General features: G+C 71.9%; 20 protein-coding genes. 15 read left to right on the top strand and 5 right to left on the bottom strand.

The window, feature by feature from the left end:
* Positions 1–4 precede the first annotated feature (4 nt).
* The 4 genes from FHU36_RS11295 to FHU36_RS11280 form a co-directional block, all read right to left on the bottom strand.
* Positions 5–775 carry an SDR family NAD(P)-dependent oxidoreductase gene (locus FHU36_RS11295; protein ID WP_185083670.1) on the bottom strand — a complete coding sequence of 257 codons (771 nt, stop codon included), beginning with the start codon at positions 773–775 and terminating at the stop codon, positions 5–7.
* Complete coding sequence (locus FHU36_RS11290) at positions 772–1,788, bottom strand: DUF4432 family protein (protein ID WP_185083669.1); 1,017 nt, start codon at positions 1,786–1,788, stop codon at positions 772–774. The genes FHU36_RS11295 and FHU36_RS11290 overlap by 4 nt, the downstream gene beginning before the upstream one ends.
* Complete coding sequence (locus tag FHU36_RS11285) at positions 1,785–2,975, bottom strand: DUF5005 domain-containing protein (protein ID WP_185083668.1); 1,191 nt, start codon at positions 2,973–2,975, stop codon at positions 1,785–1,787. Before FHU36_RS11285 ends, FHU36_RS11290 begins: the two co-directional genes overlap by 4 nt.
* Before the next feature lie 76 nt (positions 2,976–3,051).
* A complete protein-coding gene (locus FHU36_RS11280) occupies positions 3,052–5,265 on the bottom strand; it encodes an alpha-galactosidase (RefSeq protein WP_185083667.1) in 2,214 nt (737 codons plus the stop codon).
* A gap of 193 nt (positions 5,266–5,458) precedes the next feature.
* On the opposite strand from FHU36_RS11280, the gene FHU36_RS11275 reads away from it, so the two are divergent.
* The 14 genes from FHU36_RS11275 to FHU36_RS11210 all read left to right on the top strand — a co-directional run bounded on the left by FHU36_RS11275 (position 5,459) and on the right by FHU36_RS11210 (position 19,824).
* Positions 5,459–6,604 (top strand): ROK family transcriptional regulator, encoded by a 1,146-nt coding sequence (locus FHU36_RS11275; protein ID WP_185083666.1) that lies wholly within the window; start codon positions 5,459–5,461, stop codon positions 6,602–6,604.
* A gap of 55 nt (positions 6,605–6,659) precedes the next feature.
* Entirely contained in the window at positions 6,660–7,613 is a 954-nt protein-coding gene (locus tag FHU36_RS11270) for a carbohydrate ABC transporter permease (RefSeq protein WP_185083665.1), read from the top strand.
* Entirely contained in the window at positions 7,610–8,530 is a 921-nt protein-coding gene (locus FHU36_RS11265; protein ID WP_185083664.1) for a carbohydrate ABC transporter permease, read from the top strand. The genes FHU36_RS11270 and FHU36_RS11265 overlap by 4 nt, the downstream gene beginning before the upstream one ends.
* An 82-nt stretch (positions 8,531–8,612) precedes the next feature.
* A complete protein-coding gene (locus FHU36_RS11260; protein WP_185083663.1) occupies positions 8,613–9,968 on the top strand; it encodes an ABC transporter substrate-binding protein in 1,356 nt (451 codons plus the stop codon).
* Positions 9,969–10,071: 103 nt separating this feature from the next.
* Positions 10,072–10,875, top strand: a complete 804-nt coding sequence (locus FHU36_RS11255; RefSeq protein ID WP_185083662.1) for a hypothetical protein — start codon at positions 10,072–10,074, stop codon at positions 10,873–10,875.
* Positions 10,876–11,090: 215 nt separating this feature from the next.
* Positions 11,091–11,753 (top strand): YoaK family protein, encoded by a 663-nt coding sequence (locus FHU36_RS11250; protein ID WP_185083661.1) that lies wholly within the window; start codon positions 11,091–11,093, stop codon positions 11,751–11,753.
* Between the two features lie 78 nt (positions 11,754–11,831).
* On the top strand, positions 11,832–12,785 hold the full coding sequence (locus FHU36_RS11245) for a phage baseplate protein (RefSeq protein WP_185083660.1): 954 nt from the start codon (positions 11,832–11,834) through the stop codon (positions 12,783–12,785).
* A gap of 188 nt (positions 12,786–12,973) precedes the next feature.
* Positions 12,974–13,186, top strand: a complete 213-nt coding sequence (locus tag FHU36_RS11240; protein ID WP_185083659.1) for a hypothetical protein — start codon at positions 12,974–12,976, stop codon at positions 13,184–13,186.
* Entirely contained in the window at positions 13,179–13,619 is a 441-nt protein-coding gene (locus FHU36_RS11235) for a type II toxin-antitoxin system VapC family toxin (RefSeq protein WP_185083658.1), read from the top strand. The genes FHU36_RS11240 and FHU36_RS11235 overlap by 8 nt, the downstream gene beginning before the upstream one ends.
* Positions 13,620–13,700: 81 nt before the next feature.
* The gene (locus FHU36_RS11230) at positions 13,701–15,311 is read left to right on the top strand and encodes an ABC-F family ATP-binding cassette domain-containing protein (protein ID WP_185083657.1); all 1,611 of its coding nucleotides are present in this window, start codon (positions 13,701–13,703) and stop codon (positions 15,309–15,311) included.
* A 64-nt stretch (positions 15,312–15,375) separates the two neighbouring features.
* Positions 15,376–16,176, top strand: a complete 801-nt coding sequence (locus FHU36_RS11225; protein ID WP_185083656.1) for a hypothetical protein — start codon at positions 15,376–15,378, stop codon at positions 16,174–16,176.
* A gap of 169 nt (positions 16,177–16,345) precedes the next feature.
* Positions 16,346–17,815 (top strand): sigma-70 family RNA polymerase sigma factor, encoded by a 1,470-nt coding sequence (locus tag FHU36_RS11220; RefSeq protein WP_185083655.1) that lies wholly within the window; start codon positions 16,346–16,348, stop codon positions 17,813–17,815.
* Between the two features lie 6 nt (positions 17,816–17,821).
* Positions 17,822–18,475, top strand: coding sequence for a hypothetical protein (locus tag FHU36_RS11215; RefSeq protein ID WP_185083654.1), 654 nt, complete (start codon positions 17,822–17,824; stop codon positions 18,473–18,475).
* Between the two features lie 83 nt (positions 18,476–18,558).
* Positions 18,559–19,824: a C40 family peptidase gene (locus tag FHU36_RS11210; protein ID WP_185083653.1), complete on the top strand. Its 1,266-nt coding sequence runs from the start codon at positions 18,559–18,561 to the stop codon at positions 19,822–19,824.
* 4 nt (positions 19,825–19,828) lie between these two features.
* On the opposite strand, the gene FHU36_RS11205 is transcribed toward FHU36_RS11210, so the two are convergent.
* Positions 19,829–20,329 (bottom strand): inorganic diphosphatase, encoded by a 501-nt coding sequence (locus tag FHU36_RS11205; RefSeq protein WP_101790597.1) that lies wholly within the window; start codon positions 20,327–20,329, stop codon positions 19,829–19,831.
* 85 nt (positions 20,330–20,414) lie between these two features.
* Between FHU36_RS11205 and dacB the strand changes: the two genes are divergently transcribed.
* The gene (dacB, locus tag FHU36_RS11200) at positions 20,415–21,836 is read left to right on the top strand and encodes a D-alanyl-D-alanine carboxypeptidase/D-alanyl-D-alanine endopeptidase (RefSeq protein ID WP_312891540.1); all 1,422 of its coding nucleotides are present in this window, start codon (positions 20,415–20,417) and stop codon (positions 21,834–21,836) included.
* Positions 21,837–22,076: the final 240 nt, after the last annotated feature.

Raw genomic sequence — 22,076 nt, 5'->3', positions numbered from 1 at the left:
GCGGTCACTCCGGGAGGGCGGCCGGGTTGCGCGCCAGCAGCCCGCCGTCCACCCGGTGCTCCGCCCCGGTGATGAACGACGAGCGCGGCCCCGCCAGGAACGCCACCAGCTCGGCCACCTCCTCCGCCCTGGCCACCCGGCCCAGCGGATGGGCGGCGCCCCACCGCGCCACCTGCTCCTCCTGCGACAACGGCCCCCGCCACAGGTCGGCGGCCCACCGCAGCATCGGCGTGTCCACCGACCCCGGACACACCACGTTCACCCGGATGCCGTCGGCCGCGTGGTCCAGCGCCATGGCCCGGGTCAGGCCGTTCAGCGCGGCCTTGCTCGCGGTGTAGGCCGCCACCCGCGCCTGCGAGGCGAACGCCTGCACCGACGACATCAGCACGATCGATCCGCCGCCGCGCGCCCGCAGGTAGGGGATGGCCGCCTTGCAGGCCAGGTAGACGCCCTTGAGGTTGATGTCGAGCACCTCGTCCCAGACGTCCTCCGGGGTGTCCACGACCGTGCCGTACCGCTGCACCCCGGCGCACGTCACCACGACGTCCAGCCCGCCGTACCTGGCCACGGCCAGGTCGGCCAGGTCACGCATGTCGCCCGCCCGCCGCACGTCGGCGACGACGCCCGTCACGTGCTCGCTGTCGAACGCCGCCTCCGCGTCGGCGCCGCAGAAGACCACGGACGCCCCGCCGTCCGCCAGCCGGTCCACCACCGCGCGGCCGATCCCCATCGAGCCGCCCGTGACCAGCGCCACCTTTCCGGCGAACTCCGTCATGCCAGCACCTCCGCCCTCAGCCACATCCGTCTCGTCTCGCGCGGGCCCAGGGTGAGCGCGGTGCCGTTGGCGACCGCCTCGGCCAGCCCGTTCGTCGGCATCCCGGCGAACGGCTCCAGCCCCACGGTGTAGGCCCGCCCCCACCAGGGGTGTCCGGTCGAGGCGCCCAGCTCCTGCCACATCCACAGCCAGGGCATGACCGTCGCGTCCCACTCCACCCGCAGGCCGGGGCCGTCTCCGGTGACCTCGTACCAGCCGTCGGCGGCGAACCCCGTCAGGTAGACGATGTCACTCGGCGTGCCCGGTTCGGGCACCACGCTCAGGTCCACCTCGCCGCCGCCGTGGGCCGGCACGACCGGCCACCGCCACGGCCCGCCGGCCAGGACCCTGCGCTCGGGCGGGTCGATCGCGCCGTCGTGCGGGACCACGGTGAGGCCCTCCGGCAGCCGGATGCGCGCGCCCGGCCGCAGGAACGGCCGGCCGTACACGAGGTGCTGCCCCCACATGGCGTGCAGCGGGACGTCCGACTCGTTCGTCGCGCGCCCCTCAACCTCCAGGACGGCCGTGCCGGAGCGCAGCCGGAACGTCTTCTCCAGCAGGTACGGCAGCCGCCGCGTGCGCACGCTCAGCCGGACCGCGACCTCCTCCTCGCGGTCGGCCACCACCTCGGCCGCCCACGGCAGCCCGGCCACCTCGCCGTGCTGGGCCAGCCGCGCGCCCCGGTACTCGCTGGGCGCGCCGCCGTTGGGGAAGCACTCCTGCCAGCCGCCCTCGTAGTCGTCCGTGAACAGCGCCACGTCGTCACCGGCGCCCCGCAGGTGCTCGGCGGGGTCGCGCAGGCCCTGCGGGGAGAGCCAGGCGAAGTCGGTGTCGCTCCGTTTGTCCAGGAACTCCACGACGTCGCCGCCCTTGCCCGGCACGACGGTCACCCGCAGCCGCTCGTTCTCCAGGACGACCGCCCGCAGCCCGTCGAGCACGACGGGCCGCAGGCGGGCAGCCCAGTTGCGTCTCACTCGAACGTCACGTCGAGGAAGCGCGGCCGGTAGATGGACACGTCCCGGTAGTGGTCGGTGTTGACGAAGCTGTTGACGTTGTAGGAGACGACCAGCCCGGCGCCCGAGATCTGCGGGTGGGCGTGGGCGTTGTAGGTGAAGATGTTCCCGCCCGTCTCCGGGGTGGTGTAGACGTGCTGCTTGCCGGTGAACGGCCCGGCCGGCGAGCACGAGAAGTAGGCCACGATCTTCGCGCTCAGCGCCTCGGTCGTGTCATGGGTGATCAGCACGTAGCCGTCGCCCACCTTGGTCACGCTGTGTTCGTTGGCCACGCCGCTCATGACGGGGGCCGAGTCGGTCTCCGTCGCCGACCAGGTGCCGTCGGCCGTGAGGTACTCCCACCGGCCGAGCAGGCTCTTGCCCCTGACCCGGGCGATGTGCATGTACTTCGGCGAGCCGTGGTCCTCCACGCCGTAGACGTAGGTGTGGCCGCCGTCCTCCAGGATCCCGGAGCCCCAGGCCACGCCGTGCCCGGAGGGCAGCGGGTGCACACTGGCCGGCCGTTCGAGCCGGTTCGGCGCGAACCGGGCCACCACGTTGCGGTGCCAGCGCCAGTCCCACGCGCCGGTGCCGAAGCGCTCGTACTCCTGGTAGGTCACCTCCACGACGTTGCCGGCCAGGGTGGCGTCGCCGGCCCAGTACCAGTGGTTCTGGTCGCGCGGCGGCATGACAGAGGTGGGGGCGGCGGGCGTGCCGTCGTGGATGGTGGACAGCCGGCCGTTCTGCTCGACGGCGAAGGAGTTGTTGAGGAAGACGGTGTCGCCGCCCTCGCCGACCACCGGCGGCCGGGAGCCGTCGGGGTTGACCCGGCCGAGGAAGGTGTCGGAGAAGATCCACAGCTCGCGGCCGTTCGGCAGCCGCAGCGAGTAGGTGCCGTCGGCCCCGGTCCAGTCGTCCACCCGGCTGTTGTCGTTGCCGTACGCGGTGAACAGGCTGGTCAGCCGGGCGTTGGTGGTGGCAGTGCGCACGGTGCGCGCGCACGAGGACGCGGGCCGCGCGTCGGACGTCTGGGCCGTGCTCCGGGCCGTGCTCTGGGCCGCCACCGACGGCACCGGTTTGGGCGGGGCGGCGACGGCCTGCTGCGGTAAGGCGGTGAACGTGGCGAGCGTGAGTGCCAGCGGGATGAGGGCGGACCGGAAGCGTGTCATCGCGTGTCCTTGGGCTGGGGGGTGTTGCGTACAGTTCTAGTCATCAGATGACTTGATGTCCAGCCCGCCCTGTGTGTCAGGGGCGCACCCTCCTGAGGACCACCAGGTCGCTGCGGTAGTCGGCGCCCACAGGTTCCCAGGCGGCGGGCCGGATGCCCACGGCCATGAGCGCCGAGCCGTACCAGCGCGAGCCCCGGACGAGCCGGCCGGGCCAGCCGGCGGCGTCGCCGCCGTGCACCACCTCGTACTCGGCCTCGGGGTCGAGCCCGGTCAGCCGCAGCCAGCGGGGACCCCGCTTGGCGTCGCTCGCCGGGTTGTAGACCAGCGCCACGACGTCGTCGCCCAGCACGTACTGGACGGCGGACCGCTCCCGCCCCGGCGCGCCGGCCAGCCGGTAGAGCAGGCCGTGCTGGATGACCCGGCGAACGGACTTGTACTGCTCGATCAGGTCCGCCGCCTCGGACAGCTCCGCCGCCGACCACGTGGTGAGATCGCCGCCGATGCCGAGCACACCCGCCATGGCCACGTGGAAGCGGTAACGCAGCGGCATGAGGCGGTCGGTGGTCGGGTTGGGGGAGTCGGTGACCCAGGCCGACATGGTGTTCGGCGGGTAGAGCTGGGAGAAGCCGTGCTGGATCCCCTGCCGGTCACGGGCGTCGGTGTTGTCGGAGGGCCAGAACTCGTCGGTGTGCCGCAGGATGCCGAGGTCCACCCGGCCGCCGCCTCCGGAGCAGGACTCGATCCGCAGCCCGGGGTGGGCCCGCCGCAGCCGGGCCATCACCTGGTAGACGTTGCGCGTGAAGTCGACCCAGAGCCGGTCCTGCGCCGCTCCCAGCTCGGGCCAGCCCGCCTGGGTGAACGGCCGGTTCATGTCCCACTTGAGATAGTCCAGGTCCAGCTCGGTGACCAGCTCGTCGAGCCAGCCGAACGCCCACTCGCGCACGTCGTCGCGGGCGAAGTTCAGCACGAGCTGCTGGCGCTTCTCGTCGCGGCGCCGGTGGTCCATGCGCAGGATCCAGTCGGGGTGCGCCCGGTACAGCTCGCTGTCGGCGTTGACCATCTCCGGCTCGACCCAGAGGCCGGCCCGCATCCCCAGGCCGCGGATGCCGTCCATCAGGGAGCGCAGGCCGTGGGGGAATCGCTTGCGGTGCGGCCACCAGTCGCCCAGGGAGCGCGTGTCGTCGTCGCGGTCGCCGAACCAGCCGTCGTCCACGACGAACAGCTCGACGCCGATCGCGGCCGCCTTCTTGGCGAGTTCGAGCTGGCCGGCCTCCGTGACGTCGAACACGGTGGCCTCCCACGAGTTGTACAGCACCGGCCGGTCCTCGCCGGCGACGGGGAGGACGTGCCGGCGGGTGTAGGCGTGCCAGGACCGGCTGGCCGCGCCGAACCCGCCACCGGTGTACAGCCCGAGGACCGGCGGGGTGCTGAGCTCCGTGCCCGGTTCGAGCGTCCAGCGCGGCCCCTCGTGGCCGAAGCCGGCCGAGATCGCGACGCCGCCCTCTGGCCGGTGCGTGGTGGTCAGGCGCCAGCTGCCGCTCCAGGCCAGGGCCACGCCCCACACCTCGCCGTGCTCCTCGACCGCCTCACCGGCGTCGATCATGATCCAGGGGTTGGCCTGGTGGCTGGTGATGCCCTGGCGGCTGGTGAAGACCAGCTCCCCGACGGGCAGCGGCCCGCGCTGGAGCTGGAACTCCTCCGCCCAGGCGCCGAAGACGCCGCTGTAGCGGTACGCGGACGCGTCGGGGACGAACCAGCTCCCGGAGTCGAGCCTGGTGACGCCCACGGCGACGGGCTCCCGCCCGGCCAGGTGCCGGACGGTGGTCCAGCGCTCGATCACGTCGGTGTCCTCGCGGGAGCGGACGGACAGCACGACCTCGAACGGGTGGGCGGCGTCGCGCAGCACGACGTCGAGCCGTTCGGCGCCGTCTCCCTCGTCGTGCACGCTCGACCCGGCGTGCTGGAGTTCGAGCGAGCGCGCGCCGTCGAAGGAGACCTGCAGGGACGGCGATCCCCACCGCTTGCCTCCGTCGACCGGCAGCAGTTCCTCGATCTCGCCGGGCGTGGAGAAGCTGGAGACGTGCCGCCGCGCTCCCAGCGGGGTGGCCGGACCGCCGCTCGCGGTCACGGCCTGGCGGGCGGCCTCGACGGACAGCCTCGGCCCCCAGTACTTCTGCAGGGGCGCCGCCTCCCCGGTGACCGGGTCGATCTCCACGCCGATCAGGTAGGTCGAGGCGGGCGTCGTGACCGCCCAGCGGTGTCCGTGCTCGTCGAGCGGAGTTATGGGCATCGGGCAGTCTCCTGGCTTCTGAAACGGTCAGGCGGCTGGAGGCTAGCCCGGTGGCATGCACTGAGTCAATAAATCCGAGGACGATTGCCGCGATCCCTGGGCGATCATGTGACTGATGCCACATCTTTACTTGACGTGATGAACGAATATGGGAACCATGGGCCGCGTGTTCTCACATGCCGGAGAATTCCCTGTGCGGCTCACCGACGCCATGCGCTCGGTGTTCGTCGAGTTACTGGTGCACGGCCCCCTGTCCAGAGCGGAGGCCGCGCGCCGGCTCGCGCTCTCGCCGTCCGCGCTGACCAAGGTCACCAAGCCCTTCATCGAGGCGGGCTACCTGCGCGAGCAGGCCGCCGGTGAGGGCACGGCGACGGTCGGACGGCCGTCCCAGCCGCTGGAGGTCGACGCCTCCCGCATGTCGTTCATCGGCATCAAGCTCACCGCCGACGAGCTGTTCGCCGTACGCACCGACCTCGCGGCCGCCGTCCAGGCCGAGACCAGCCGGCCGCTGATCGACCACGAGATCGACAACGTGCTCGGCCAGATCGTCCAGGCGATCGAGGACCTGACCGGCGAGGACCTGACCGGCGGGGGACGGCCGCCGCTGGCCGCCGTCGGCATCAGCCTGGCCGGCACCGCCACCCCGGACGACCCCGTGGTGCACACCTCCCCGTTCCTCGGCTGGAGCCAGCTACCGCTGGCCAGGCTCGTCGAGGAGGCCGTCGGCGTGCCGGCCGTGCTCGACAACGACGTCCGCGCGCTGACGCGGGTCCAGCAGTGGTTCGGCGAGGGCGTCGGCCACTCCGCCTTCGCGCTGATCACCGTCGGCGCGGGCATCGGCTGCGGCCTCGTCGTCGGCGACCGCCTGGTGACCGGGCAGTCCGGAGCCGCCGGGCTGGTGGGCCACCTGGCGATCGACGACCGGGGCCCGATGTGCGAGCTGGGCCACCGCGGCTGCGCGCGCGCCTACGTCAGCTCGCCCGCCATCCGCCGGTCCGTGGCCGGGACGCTCGACCGGCCCGAGCTCACCTTCGAGGACTGCCTCGCCCTGGCCCGCGACGGCCACCCGGTCGCCCGCCGCGTGCTCGACGAAGCCGGATCCGCCCTGGGGCAGGTGGTGGCCACCGTCGCCAACATCACCGGTCCCGAGCTGGTCATCCTCTCCGGCGAGGCCGTCCACATGTACGGGGTGTGCGCGGACGCCTTCCAGACCGCGCTCGCCCGCCACACCCACTGGACTTCCACTCCCGTCCGGGTGGTGGTCAAACCGTTCGCCTTCAACGAATGGGCCAGGGGAGCGGCGGTCACCGCTCTCCAGCACCAACTGCTGCACGGCTGATCGGACGCGGCCGGGGCCCTGGTCCCGGCCGGACCGACCGGCACGAGGAGGTCAAATGACCAGCGAGACCGTTCACGCCGCGCCTCCCCCGACGATCGAGGCCGCGTCCCGCGGAACGCCGCCGCCCCGCAGAAGACGCCTGGGTGACCTTCCCGTCGCGGTCCTGTTCGTCCTGCCCGCGGCCATCGGCTTCGTCACCTTCTACCTGTGGCCGGCCCTGCGTGGCCTGTACCTCAGCCTGACCAAGTACAACGTGCTGACCCCACCCCGCTTCATCGGCACGGAGAACTACGAGCGGCTGCTCGGCGACCACCTGTTCTGGAACGCGCTCAAGGTCACCGCCGAGTACGTGGTGATCAACATCGGCACCCAGACCGTGGCATCGGTCCTGCTCGCCGTCCTCCTGCACCGCCTGACCAGGTCGCTGCTGGTGCGGGGCGTCGTGCTGCTGCCGTTCCTCGTGGCCAACGTGGTCGTCGCCCTCGTGTGGTTCTGGATGCTCGACTACCAGCTCGGCGTGGTCAACTACGCCTTCGACTGGCTCGGGCTGGAGCGGGTGGCGTTCTTCGGCGACTCCGACCTCGCCATCCCGACCATCGCCCTGGTCAACACCTGGCGGCACCTCGGTTACACAGCCCTACTGATCTACGCCGGGCTGCAGATGATCCCGCCCAGTGTGTACGAGGCCGCCGCGCTCGACGGCGCCTCGGAGTGGCGGATCTTCTGGCGGGTCACCATGCCCCTGCTGCGCCCGGTCATGGCGATGGTGATGGTGCTGACCGTCATCGGGTCCTTCCAGGTCTTCGACACCGTCGCCGTCACCACGGCGGGCGGGCCCATCAACGCCACCCGGGTCATCTACTTCTACATCTACGACCTGGCCTTCAACCGGTTCAACTTCGGCTACGCCGCCGCCCTGTCGTCCGTGCTCTTCGTGATCCTGGCCGGCGTCGCCTACCTGCAGCTCCGCCTCAGCCGGGCGGGCGAGTCCGACCTGAAGGGAGCATGATGGCCGCCCCCACCGCCCTCGCCGGCCGGCCCCGGCAGGCCCGCGCGATTCCCTGGGGACGGATCGCCGGCTGGACCGTGCTCGTCCTCGTCATGGCCGCGACGCTCTTCCCGTTCTACTGGATGCTGCGCACGTCCTTCTCCAACACCCGCTCGCTGGCCGCCGGCGCCACGGACCTCCTGCCGGTGGACTTCACGTTCGGCGCCTATCGCCGGGTGCTCGGCCTGTCGACCACCGCCGAGGCGGTGGCCGAGGGCGGGTCGAGCGGCACCGTGAACTTCTGGCTGTTCCTGCGCAACTCGATCGTCGTGGCGACCACGGTGACCGTCGGGCAGGTCTTCTTCAGCGCGATGGCCGCCTACGCCTTCGCCCGGCTGCGCTGGCCCGGCCGGGACGTCGTCTTCATGCTGTTCCTCACCGCGCTGATGGTGCCGCCGATCTTCACGACGCTGCCCAACTTCGTGCTGATCAAGGAACTCGGGCTGCTCAACACCTATCTGGGCATCGTGCTGCCCCACCTGCTCATGACCCCGTTCGCGGTCTTCTTCCTGCGTCAGTTCTTCCTCGGCGTCAACGCCGGGCTGGAAGAGGCGGCGCGCATCGACGGCGCGGGGCACGTGCGGATCTTCTTCCGGATCATCCTGCCGGTCAGCAAGGGGCCGATCACCACCCTGGCGATCCTCACGTACATCACGAGCTGGAACGACTACTTCTGGCCGTTGCTCGTCGGCAAGGACGAGAGCGTCCGGGTGCTCACGGTCGCCCTCGGCATCTTCCGCTCCCAGACCCCGCAGGGCAGCCCCGACTGGGCCGGGCTCATGGCCGCGACGCTCTTCGCCGCCCTGCCGATGATCATCCTCTTCGCCGTGCTCGGCCGCCGGATCATCGACTCCATCGGCTACACCGGCGTCAAGTAACACCCCCCACCCTTCACTCCTCACCTTTCGCCCCCCGTGTTTTCGCCCCCCCGTTTTTCGCAACGCAAAGAAGGTTGTTGTGATGAAGAGTCACCTGCGCTCCCTCGCCGTCGCCGCGACGGCGACACTGCTCCTGTCCGCCTGCGGCGGTGGTCAGGACACCGGCGAGGGCGCCGCCGCCGGACCCGTGACGATCGACTACTGGCTCTGGGACACCGCCCAGCAGCCCCAGTACCAGGCCTGCGCCGACGCCTTCAAGAAGGCGAACCCCCAGTACACCGTCAAGATCACCCAGTACGGCTGGGACGACTACTGGAACACCCTCACCACGTCCTTCGTCTCCGGCACCGCCCCCGACGTCTTCGTCAGCCACCTGTCGCGCTACCCCGAGTTCGCCGCCCAGAGCCAGCTCCTGCCCATCACCGACCTGGTCGCCAAGGACAAGGTCGACCTGTCCCAGTACCAGGACGGCCTGGCCGACCTGTGGGTGGCCAAGGACGGCCAGCGGTACGGGCTGCCCAAGGACTTCGACACCGTCGCCGTGATCTACAACACCGACAAGCTCAAGGAAGCGGGCATCAAGCCCGAGGAGATGACCAAGCTGACCTGGAACCCGCAGGACGGCGGCACCTACGAGGACGTCATCGCCAAGCTGACCGTGGACGTCAACGGCAAGCGGGGCGACGAGCCGGGCTTCGACAAGAAGCACGTGGCCACCTACGGCCTGGGGCTCGCGGGCAGCGGCGCCGGCTTCGGCCAGACCGAGTGGAGCCTGTACACCATGAGCAACGGCTGGCAGTACGCCGACCAGAACCCGTGGCCCACCAAGTTCAACTACGCCGACCCCAAGTTCAAGGACACGATCAGGTGGTTCACCTCCCTGATCGACAAGGGCTACATGCCCACCATGGAGATCGCCTCCGCCGGGACCGGCCAGATCGACGCCTACGGGGCCGGCAAGTACGCGATGGTCACGGAGGGCAGCTGGAACACCAAGACCTACTGGGCGCTGAAGGGCGCCAAGTCCGCCCTCGCCCCGACCCCGATCGGCCCCACCGGTAAGCGGGCCAGCCTGTTCAACGGCCTCGCCGACAACATCTCCGCGGGCACCGACAACCCCGACGCCGCGTGGGCCTGGACGAAGTTCCTCGCCTCGCCGGCCTGCCAGGAGGAGATCGTGGCCAAGGAGGCCGTCGTCTTCCCGGCCATCAAGGCGGCGATGCCCAAGGCGGAGCAGGCCTTCGCCGACGCGGGGATCGACGTCAAGCCCTTCACCATGCACGTCCAGGACGGCACGACCCACCTGGCGCCCATCGCCGAACACTGGGCCGACATCACGGCGATCATGACCGAGACGATGGACTCCATCTTCTCGCGCAAGAGCGACGTCAACGCCCTCGACGAGGCCAACACCAAGGTCAACGCCCTGCTCGGCTAGCCGGGCGGACCGGGGAGTCCCGGCTGCCGGCCAGGACTCCCCGTCGCGGTGATCGTCCGGTATCGTCGATCACCTTTCTGCCCGTCAGCCCGAGGCGCCCCTCATGTCCCCCCGTACCGTGTGCATGCTGAGACTGTGCGCGGTGCTCGCCGCCGCGGCGCCGGTGCTCACCGTCCTGGTGCCGCGCGAGGTCTCCTTCGGCTGGTTCGCCGACGCCCCGCTCCCCGAGACGTCCTGGCCGTGGCGCGCGGCCCGGGAGGTCCACCTCTGGGGCGGCATCCTGCTGCCGGCCGCGCTGGCGCTGGTCGTCCTCTGGCGGCCGGCCCGGTTGCGGGCCGCGGGCCTGCCGCTCACCCTGCCCGTCCTCCTGGCCGGCGTCCTTGTCGCGCTCGGCGACCCGCTCCCGCCGTTCACGACCAGGACCGCCGGCCTCACGATCGCCGCGCTCGCCGTGACGTCCGTCCTCCTGGGCGCCCTCCTCCTGGCCGCCCGCCCCGCCCCCGGGCCGCCTCGCCTGCCCCCGCCCGACGACGCTCCCCGCGCGGCCCTGGCCTGGACGGCCGCGCTCGGCGCGACCCTGTGGCCGCTGCTCCACCACGGGCTCGCCCCCGTCCCGCCGTCCCCGGCATGCGACCCGCTCATGCCCGCCCCGCTCCACCAGGCGTCGATGACGGACGCGCTCGGCCTGCCGCTCGTGGCCGTCGCCTGCGCGGCCACCGTCGCCGCCACCGCAGGCACCCTCGCCACCCGCCTGACGGCCCTGGCCACGGCCGTCCTGCTGGGCCTGGCCGCACTCGCCGGGGCAGGGGAGGGCGCCTGCTTCGCGCCGAGCGCCGGCTGGCCGTACCTGCTCGCCGCCGCCCTCACCCTGCTCGCGTGCCTGCCCCGGGCCAGCAGAGCAGCGTGATCCGCTCGGCCAGTCCGCCGCACCCGGCCCGGACGAGCCGGCGGGGCAGGACGTGCTGTGCACGACGCCCTCCGCCGCGTCGGGCCCCAGCCGCCGGGCCGCACCCTTCCGGATCGGGAGCGTGTGGTCGCCTGTACCTACCGCTCGGTCCCGCAATGGTTCACGCGTCCGTGTGGCGGCTTCGCCGCGGGCCGTGCCGCCGATAGTGACGAAGGATGCCCTTCGCGGCGAGGAGGCGGCCTTCGCGGCTGACGGTGATCCTGGTGCTGCTGACCGGCGTGACCGGAGTGGTCGAGGCCGTCAGCTTCCTCGGGCTGGGCCGGGTGTTCACCGCGGTGATGACCGGGAACGTGCTGTTCGCCGGGTTCGGGACGGTCACCGACGCCGCCCCGCTCGCCGGGCCGGTCGTGGCGCTGGCGGCGTTCGCGGTCGGGGCCGTCACCGGGCACGCGGCCCACGGTCTGCTGATCAGATGGCGAGGGGACGGGTGGCTGGGGTTCGCCGTCGCAGGGGAGGGGCTGATCCTGCTGGCGGCGGCCCTGCTCGCGCTGTCGCTGCCGGCGACCGACCCGGACCGGGCGCCCCACCGCTTCGCCGTCATCGTGGCGCTCGCGCTCGCGATGGGAGCGCGCAACGCCACCGTGCTGCGGGTGGCCGCCAAGGACCTGCCCACCACGGTGGTGACCCGGTCGCTGGCGGGACTGTTCATGCTGTCCTCCCTGGAGACGGCCGGCCGGCGCTTCGCCACCGTGGCCGCGACCTTCTGCGGAGCCGTGCTCGGGGCGTTCCTGCTCCGCCTGCATCCGGCGGTCCCGTTGCTGGTGGCGGCGGCGGTGGAGATCGTCGCGGGGCTGCTGTGCCCCCGCCGGGCGGCATGATCGCGGGCTTGGCGGCCCTGCGCGCGACCACTAGGGTGTGGGCTCCCGCACCCCCCGTGGAACAGGAGCATTCCTGAGATGTCGCCATCCATCACCCGGCGCGGCCTGCTCGTGGCCGGCGCGGGAGCCGCCGCCACGGCGCTCGTCGGCGGCGAGCCCGCCGGGGCCGCCGCGGCCGCCGGCCGGTTCGACCTGACGGCGCCCGCCACGAGCCTCATCTGGAAGAAGGCGCTGCGCGACGAGACCGTCCTGCAGTCGTTCGCCTTCGACAACGCGCACAGCCACCTCTACGCCGTGCAGGTCAAGAACGGGTCCGGCTCCGCGGCGGCGGGCCACCTGTGCCTGACCAAGCTCAGCCTCGGCGGCGCCGTCCTCGGCCACATGTACCTCATGGGCTTCGGTCACGGCGTCCAGATCGGCGTGGAACGGTCGGGCGGCACGACGTACCTGTGGACCGAGACCAACGCGGTCAGGGACGGCGCGAACGCCTGGGGCAACAGGCTGGCCAGGTTCGCCTTCACCAACGGCCGGACGATCACCCCGTCGTCCAGCGGCGTGACCCGGTACGCCCCCGTGACCGGCGCGACCAACACCACCTGCGCGATCGACCCCTCCACCAACCGGCTCGTCATGCGCTACCGCAAGAACGGCGGCTTCCGCTACGCGGTCTACACCCTGTCGGCGGTCAAGTCGGGCTCCCGCAGCCCCCTGTACGACGTTGCCCAGCCGTCCGGTCTGGGCGTCTTCCAGGGTTACGCGTCCTACGGCGACCACCTCTACCTGCTGGAGGGCAGTGCCTACGGCCCGTCCAACCCGGCGCCGGGCAACACCTACATCACCAGCGTGGACCTGCGTACGGGCCGCAAGGTGCAACGCGCGCTGACCCAGGCGGGCAAGTCGCTCGACTACCGGGAGCCGGAGGGCATGGCGATCCAGCTCGTCGCCGGCAGGCCCCGGCTCTGCCTCGGCCTCGCCTCCGGTGCCGCGGGCGCCAGGAAGGTCAGCGTCTTCTACAAGACCGCCCTCGTCTGAGGCCCGCCTCGGCTGGAAAACCGGGTGCTCACGCCCGAAACGGCCGGGTACCCTTCGCGAGGATCGCAGGAGGGAAAACCGTGGCACACGTCGAGATCGCCCAGCCCACCTGCACGTCATGACCCCCCAGGAGCGTCACGAAGCTGCTGTCACTGATATCGATCATGGCTGGAACGTAGACTGCGTGCGTGAGCGAGATGCGTGCGGAGCTTCACTCGTTGGTCGACCAGTTGCCCGACGATCAGGTAGTCCCGGTGCTCGCGCTCGTTCGGGAGAACGTCGTGGCATCGCGTCGGCGCGAGCGGGCAGTGGCCTCTCTGGCGCGGGTCCGGGAGCGGATGCGTGGAGTGACCGGCCTGGACGAGGAGCTGGACAGGCTTCGGGAAGGGTCGCGTGGCTGACGCCTATCTCGTCGACACCGGCGTCTTTCTGCGATGGTTCGTCGATCAGCCTGGATCCGAGCATGCTCAGGAGATCCAGGAAGCGTTCCTGAACGGTCGGGTCCAGTTGGAGACGGCGGACTTCGCACGCATTGAGGTCGCCGGGGTCCTGCGGAAGAAGGGACTCCTCTCAGGCCGCCTGACACCCGAGGAGTTCGTCTCGGCTGTGCGGGTCATCGACGAATTCGGAGTGAAGGTCCATCAGGTCGACGCCGATCGGTTGGAGGGGGCCGCCGCTCTGGCGGTCCGCCTGACGCTGCGCATGTATGACGCGGTCTTCGCCCATCTGGCTCTCGCCCGGGGGATTCCGCTCCTGACGACGGACGCCAAGCTCTGTCACGCGGTTGAGGGGGTTGTCGAAACAGAGCTGCTCCGAGGAGTCACACAGAGCTGACTCTGCCGGCCGGTCCGAAATGGAGATGCTCCAACGGCGAACCGGCAGGTACCCTTCGCGAGGATCGCAGGAGGGAAAACCGTGGCACACGTCGAGATCGCCCATCTGACCCACGTGCTGCCCGACGGGCGGCCGTTGCTCAACGACGTGTCGTTCCGGATCGGCGAGGGCGTCAAGGCCGCGCTCGTCGGCCCCAACGGAGCCGGCAAGACCACGCTCCTGCGGCTGATCGCGGGTGATCTGCAGCCCGTCGAGGGGTCCGTCACCAGTTCCGGCGGCCTCGGCGTGATGCGCCAGTTCGTGGGCGGGCTGCGCGACTCCAGCACCGTGCACGACCTGCTGCTCAGCGTGGCGCCGCCGGCGGTGCGGCAGGCCGCCGAGCGGCTGGAGCAGGCCGAGCTGGTCATGATGGAGCGCGACGACGAGAAGGCGCAGATGCGCTACGCGCAGGCCATCACCGACTACACCGACGCCGGCGGATACGACATCGAGGTGCTCTGGGACACCTGCACCGTCGCCGCCCTCGGCGTGCCGTACGACCGGGTGAAGTACCGCGAGGTGTCCACGCTGTCCGGCGGCGAGCAGAAGCGGCTCGTCCTGGAGGCGCTGCTGCGCGGCCCCGACCAGACGCTCCTGCTGGACGAGCCCGACAACTACCTCGACGTGCCCGGCAAAGAGTGGCTGGAGGGGCAGCTCAGGGAGACGCCCAAGACGGTCCTGCTGGTCAGCCACGACCGCCAGCTCCTGGCCAACGCCGCCGACCGCATCGTCACCGTCGAGTCGGGCGGCGTCTGGATCCACGGCGGCGGTTTCACCACCTACGCCGAGGCGCGCCGGGCGCGCAACGAGCGTCTCGACGAGCTGCGCAGACGCTGGGACGAGGAGCACGCCAAGCTCAAGGCCCTGGTCAACATGCTCAAGAACAAGGCCCGCTACAACGACGGCATGGCCGCCGCCTACCACGCGGCCCAGACGCGGCTGCGCAGGTTCGTGGAGGCGGGCCCGCCCGAGGAGGCGCCGAGCGACCAGCACATCAGCATGCGGCTCAAGGGCGGTCGCACCGGCAAGCGCGCGGTCATCTGCGAGGGGCTGGAGCTGACGGGCCTGATGCGGCCGTTCGACCTGGAGGTCTGGTACGGCGAGCGCGTCGCTGTGCTGGGCTCCAACGGCTCGGGCAAGAGCCACTTCCTGCGGCTGCTCGCGGGCGAGCCGGTCGCGCACACGGGGGTCGGCAGGCTCGGCGCCCGCGTCGTGCCCGGCCACTTCGCGCAGACGCACGCCCGGCCCGAGCTGCTCGGCCGGACGCCGGTCGACATCGTGATGTCCGAGCACGCCTTGGACAAGAGCCAGGCGATGAAGAGACTGGCCCGCTACGAGCTGGCCGGGCTGGTCGCGGAGCAGCGCTTCGACACCCTCTCCGGCGGGCAGCAGGCGCGCCTGCAGATCCTGCTGCTGGAGCTGTCGGGCGCGACGCTGCTCCTGCTCGACGAGCCGACCGACAACCTCGACCTGGCCAGCGCCGAGGCGCTGCAGGCGGGGCTCGACGCCTTCGACGGCACGGTGCTGGCGGTCACCCACGACCGCTGGTTCGCCGCCGACTTCGACCGCTACCTGGTCTTCGGCTCCGACGGCAGGGTCTACGAGTCACCACATCCGGTGTGGGACGAGTCCAGGGTCGTCCGCGCGCGTTAAAGAGTTGGTACGGCTGGCGCGTGTCCCGTGCCAGCCGTACCCATGCAGGGGCTATCACGGCAAAGTGACTCCGCGTAGCCTTACCGTCGGCCTCCTCGCACTCGGCGCGATCTGCCTGGCCGGGTGCTCGACCGAGGAGCAGCCGCAGCAGCAGCTCAAACCGCTCGCGCTCAAGGAGCAGGTGTCGAACGTCGTCAAGTCGTCCGACGGGTACGTCGTCAACTGGGCGGGTGTCCTCGCCAACGGCAACCCGTGGCACTTCGGCGAGCACGTGGTGGCGACCGTGGTCGCCCGCGACGCCGGTGGCCGCGAGGTCGTCCGGCTGGACCAGCCGCTGGACGCCGTGCCTCCGGGCGGCTCGCTGCCCTTCACCGGGCAGGCCACCGCCGCGCAGAAGCCCGCCAAGGTGACGATCGACTACCGGCCCGCCCAGTGGCGGCCCGCGGCGCGCATCGCCTCGGCCTTCCAGCAGTTCCCGGTCTCACGGGTGCAGACCCTGCGCCAGAAGGACGGCTCCTACCTCGTCACCGGCTACGTCGCCAACCCGTACCAGCTTCCGGCGAGCAGCCTGGTGGTGAACGCGCTGCTGCGTGACGCGGCGGGCAAGCTGCTGGGCGGCGCGAGCACGTTCGTGGACGACGTGCAGGCCGGTCGGCCGCCGCGGTTCATCCTGACCGTCGAGGGGCTGCCGGGCGGGGCCAAGGTCGCCAAGACCGACGTGACGGCCCGGACCTGGGGCTCGACGGCGCGGCCGTACGAGGAGCTGGCGCTGGGCGGCGCCGTGCCGTTGCACACGGTCAAGCCGACCACCCAGCCGTTCGCCGTGGACCGGGGCAGCCAGATCCTGACGGGCCGCCAGCAGTGAGACCAGACCTGAAAATAATTCAAATACGCCGATAAATCGGGCAGGGCGTGAAATGCCGTACCCTGTCCTGGGTGAAAGGCGCGGTGTTATCGCGCCGCCTACCGACAAGCGATGGCATTCACGCAGAATCGGTAGAACTACTAGTTACTAATCCATTACATTCGGTCACATGAATGACCGCGTCCTGGTCCAGGCACTCCGCGCCGACGACCCGGGTGCCCCCGGCGCGCTCTTCGACGCGCACGCCGAGAGCATCTATAGATACTGCTGGTCCCTTCTTCTCCACTCCGACAACGCGCTGGTGGCCCTCCGCGACACTTTGATCGCGGCGCACGCCCATGCCGGTTCGCTGTCCGATCCGAGCCGCCTGCGGCCCTGGCTTTACGCGCTCGCCAGGCGCGAGTGCCTGCGCCGCCGGCTGGCCGCGCCGCCCGGCGACACAGGTGCCGAGGAGCCGGCACCGGGCGCCGGCGCCGATGCCGACCTGCGCGTCATGGCCTGGAACGCCACCCGGAGCCTGTCGGCGGCCGACCGCGAGATCCTGGAGCTCGCGGCCGTGCACGGCATGTCCGTCAAGGAGATCGCGGCGGTGCTCGGCGTGCCGCCGCGGCAGGTGGAGGCGGCCCGTGACGAGGCCCGCCAGCGGCTGCGCGACGCGATCACCGCCGAGGTCCTGGCCGCGAAGGGGCCCTACGACTGCCGGCAGCGGGCCACCATCCTCACCGGCTTCACGGGCCGGCTGACGCCGCTGATGCGCGAGGAACTCCTCCAGCACCTGCCCGCCTGCGAGATCTGCTTGCCCCACCGCTCGCGCCAGGTCTCGGCGGCCAAGGTCTTCGAGCTGCTGCCCCAGGTCACACCGCCCGGCGCGCTCAAGATCAGGGTGATGAGCTGCTTCGCCGACCCCGAGCTGAAGCCCTACCGGCGCTACGTGGCCAGGCGCTCGGGAGCGCTCGACGGCGCCGGGTTTCCCCTCGCCGCGGACCGGAAGGCACGCCGGTGGCCGCACGCACTGGCGTGCGCGCTGGCGGCGGTCGCGACGATGGTGGCGCTGGGAGTGATCTTCACGAACTTCGGCGGCGGCCCCGGCGGCCTGCCGGGCGTCGCCTCCGCCGCCCTGCCCCCGGGCCCCGTCGCCCACCTCCCGAGCGGCTCTCCCGGCGGACCGCCGACCGGCCCCGACGCGAGGGCGCCGTGGCAGCCGGCGCCCGAGGGCTCGCAGGCCGTGGTCCAGCCCGTCGCCAACGCCTCACCCGCCTACCCCGTCGGCATGGTCCACTCGAGCGCTCCGGCGAGCGCCCCCGTGGCCTGGCCGACGCGAGACTCCGCCGCCGCCACCCCGCCCGTCACCACCCCGCCGGGTCGCGGCACGCCGTCCCGCACCCCGCCCCGCACCCCGCCCGCGACCCCGGCCGGCCCGCCGGACGACCGCCCCCGCGACCACCAGAGCCGCGGCCCCAGCGCCACACCCTGCCCCACCGCCAAGCCGACCCGCACACCCCCGCCCCGGCCGACCCGCACGTCCCGGCCCACCCCCAGCCCCATCCCCACCCCGACCGTGACTGCCACCCCGACGCCCAGCGTCACCCCGACGACCCCGACCCCGGCGCCCACCTCGTCCGGCCCGGCCACCCCCTGACGCCGGATGCGGGCCTACGAACTGCGCGAGGACCCGCTCCTCGGATGCCGCGTCTGCCCGCTGCCGGTCCACGGCGAGCTGGCCGACCTGGTGGCGCGCAGCCACCACATCGCCTGGCCCACCTGGCTCGACCGTGGGCCGCGCATGCTGCGCCACGTGCTCGACCTCTGCCGCCTGCGCACCGCCCGCGGTCTGGCCCTGTTGTCGTGGCTGGCCGCGGGCGAGCCGCCCGGCGACCTCGACTGGTTCTGGACCTCCCGCCGCCTGACCGGCCCCCGCCAGGACCGCATGTACGGCGCGGCGGCCGAGGTGCCCGACCCCGTGCTGGGCCTCGTCCTCGCCAACTGGACGTGGGCGCTCGGGAGCTGCCACGCGGGCCGCGTCACCGCCCCCTACCTGGCCGGCACCGCCTACCCGGGCGACGGCTACCAGGCGGCCGACGCCACCATGACCCTCTACCAGACCTACGACCGGCACCCCGAGGCCCGCCCGGCGATCGCGGCCGCCTGGGCGACGGCCCGCGTCGGCGCCGACTGGTGCAAGGCGGCCGGCCTGCACGCCGCCTACGGAGTCGGCACCCCCGTCTTCACCTATCCACGCGGCCCCGAGCCCGCCGTGGCCGGCATCCGGCCGTGGATCGAACGCCTCTTCCGCCTCTGATGATTACGGTACGTGAGTGAAAGGTGTGTGAACTGTAACCACTGGGAAAGGTGTGCAGAGAGTCACCTCTGTGAGGGGGATCCATGCGCGCCGTCTCCATGCGCCCCATCTCCATGCGCAGCGTGTCCGGGCGCACCGCGTCTGGGCGCACCGTGTCCGGGGGTGCCGTGTTTTTGCGCACCGTGTCCGGGCGGACCCTGCGGGCGGGCCTGGCCGCCTGGCTGGTCCTCGCCCTGTGCTCGCCCGCCCACGCCGACCCCGGCCGCGACGGGCCGTCCAAGCAGGACGTGCGCGAGGCCCGGCAGACCACGCGCGAACGCACCAAGGAACTGGGCGTGGCGAGCGCCAAGCTGGCCGGCGCCGAAGCGCGCCTCGACGACCTCACGGCGGGCGTCGAGCGGCTGGTGGAGGCCTACAACGGCGAGCAGGTCCGGCTCGCCCACGCGCAGCGCGCCTACGAGCAGGCCCAGGCCAGGCTCGCCGCGGCCGACGCCGAGGTGGAGCGGGCCCGGCAGGCCGTCGCCGTCGTCGTCGCCGAGACCTATGCCGGCGTCGACCTGCGCCACCCGTACGTGATGATGATGAACGACACCGGCGGCCCCGACGGCTACCTCCACCGCGCCGGCGTGCTGGAACAGCTCGCCGGCGAGCGCGCCGGCATCCTCGACCGCATGCGGGACGCCCAGCAGGTCTCCGCCATCCTGCGGCGGCAGGCGGCCGACGCCTACGCCGACCACCAGACGGCAGCCGAGCGGGCCCGCCTCGCCAAGATCGCCGCCGAGGAGGCCGTGGCCGGCCAGCTACGCCAGACCCGCCTGCTCGAACGCCGGCGCGACACGCTGGAGGAGCGGGTCGACGCCGCGCGCACCCGAGCCCAGCGCCTGGCCAGAGCGCGTGAGGAACGCCGGCAGGCCAGGCTGGAGCGGCTCAACGCGCTCGGCGGCTACAATAAGGGCGAGCTGATGGCCAAGGGATCGCTCGGCGGCGACATCGCGGCCAACTGGGCGCTCGGCCAGCTCGGCAAGCCGTACGTGTGGGCGGCCGACGGGCCCGGCAGCTACGACTGCTCAGGGCTGACCATGCGCGCCTGGGAACGCGTGGGAGTGCGGCTCGACCACTGGACGGGCACGCAGTGGACCTCGGGCCCGCACGTGCCGCTCGACCAGCTCCGTCGCGGTGACCTCGTCTTCTTCGGCCACATCAGCGAGGACCCCGGCACCATCCACCACGTCGGCATCTACGTCGGGGAGGGCATGATGGTGCACGCCCCGCAGACCGGTGACGTGGTGCGGGTCGCCTCGATCCACCGGACGGACCTGGTGGGCGCCACCAGGCCCGCCGCCGCCTGACCTGTCAGTGGCCGTGGCCGTAACCCTGGTCCTTGGCCCGCTGGAACGACCGCTCGATCTCGGCCTCGGCCTCCATGCGGCCCACCCAGTTGGCTCCCTCGACCGACTTGCCCGGCTCCAGGTCCTTGTAGACCTCGAAGAAGTGCTGGATCTCCAGCCGGTCGAACTCGGCGACGTGGTGGATGTCGCGGATGTGCTCCATCCGGGGGTCCGTGGCGGGGACGCACAGGACCTTGTCGTCGCCGCCCTTCTCGTCGGTCATCCGGAACATGCCGACCGCCCGGCAGGTGATGTAGCAGCCCGGGAACGTCGGCTCCTGCAGCAGCACCAGCGCGTCGAGAGGATCGCCGTCCTCGCCGAGGGTGTTCTCGATGAAGCCGTAGTCGGCGGGGTACTGCGTGGAGGTGAACAGGAGCCGGTCAAGCCTGATCTTCCCGGTTTCGTGGTCCACTTCGTACTTGTTCCGTTGTCCCTTGGGAATCTCAACGACAACGTCGAACTCCACCGCGGTTCCTCCGCTCAACCCGCCGGGCACCCCCGGCTGGGCGTTAATGTCTCGTAGGCGAACACCAGGAGAGAGGTCAGGCGACGTGGCACGGCACGAGCGGTGGGTGATGCTGACCACTCTCGTCCTGCTGCAGGTCGTCACCATCGTCACCGGCGTCTACCTGGTGAGCGACGACGCGAACCTGAGCGCGTTGACGAGGCAGTCATCACCGACCGAGCCGGCAGCGTCTCCTTCGACACCTCCGTCCGCCCCCGTGGTCACCGCGGGCCCTGTGCTGGCCGGGCTGCCGGCGAGGTCCGGGGGAGGACCTCTCCCGACTAAGGGTACTTTGACGCAGCAACTCACCGTCGCCCTGGGTGACAAAGCGCTCGGGAACCGGGTGGGCGCGATCGTCGTCGACGCCGCCACCGGCGAGCGGATCTTCGCCGCCAACGCCGACACCGGCATCACGCCCGCGTCCACCACGAAGGTGATCACCAGCGCGGCGGCGCTCGCCTCGCTCGGCCCCGACGCCCGACTGGCCACGCGGGTCGTGCAGGGCGCGTCGCCCGGCGCGGTCGTGCTGGTCGGCGGCGGCGACCCCACGCTGGCGGGCCCGTCGGCCAGGTCCGGCGCCTACCCCAAGCCCGCGTCGCTGGCCATCCTCGCCTCGCGCACCGCCACCGCGCTGAAGGCCGAGGGCGTCACCAAGGTCACGCTCTCCTACGACGCGTCCCTCTACACCGGACCCGGCGTCTGCCCCTGCTGGAAGCCGAACTACGTGCCCGACGGCGAGGTCGCGCCGGTGTCCGCGCTGGCGATGGACGAGGGTCGCCGCTACCCCGGCCAGCCCGCGCCCCGCGTCTCCGACCCGCCGCGCTACGCCGCCGCCGCCTTCGCCCGGCTCCTCGGCCGCCAGGGCATCGGCGTGACCGGCTCCGCACGCCCGGCCAAGGCCCCCGCCGGCGCGGCCGAGCTGGCCCGCGTCGAGTCGGCGCCCGTGTACGCGCTCGTCGAGCGCACCCTGACGCACAGTCACGACGACCTGGCCGAGGCGCTGGCCCGGCAGGTCGCTCTCAAGGAGGGCCGGCCCGCCTCCTTCGACGGCGCCGCCACCGCCGTCCAGCAGGTGGTCAAGCGCCTCGGCGTCGCCGACGGCGTGCTCGTCCGCGACGGCAGCGGCCTGTCGCCGCACAACCGCATCACCCCCGCCGCGCTCGCCAGGATCCTGGCCGTGGCCTCCTCCCCGGCCCACCCCGCCCTGCACGCCGTGGCGCCCGGCATGCCCGTCGCCGGGTTCTCCGGCTCGCTCGGCAACGGCAGGCGGTTCGTCGGCCCCGACAGCAAGGGCCAGGTCGGCCTCGTACGCGCCAAGACCGGCACCCTCAACCACGTCAGCACCCTCGCCGGGCTGGCCACCACGAAGGACGGCCGGCTGGTGACGTTCGCCTTCATGGCCGACCGCGTCCCGGTCTACGCCGAGCCGGCGCTCGACCGCCTGGCCGCCATCGTCGCCCGCTCCTGACCTCGCGACCCTGCGGATCGCGGCTCAGTCGCTGGATCCGGCGTCTTCCCTCGTCGTTCGGTCGCTTCGCTCCCTCCCTCCTCAGTCCAGACACCGGCGCTCCTTCGCGGGCTCATGGCGATCCTGCGGATCGCGGCTCAGTCGCTGGATCCGGCGTCTTCCCTCGTCGTTCGGTCGCTTCGCTCCCTCCCTCCTCAGTCCAGACACCGGCGCTCCTTCGCGGGGCGCAGGCTGAGCACG

The organism is Nonomuraea muscovyensis (genome assembly GCF_014207745.1).
In the GTDB taxonomy this organism is placed as follows: Bacteria; Actinomycetota; Actinomycetes; order Streptosporangiales; family Streptosporangiaceae; genus Nonomuraea; species Nonomuraea muscovyensis.
The sequence above is the reverse complement of the archived record's forward strand: the minus strand, read 5'-3'. Positions and strand labels throughout refer to the sequence as shown.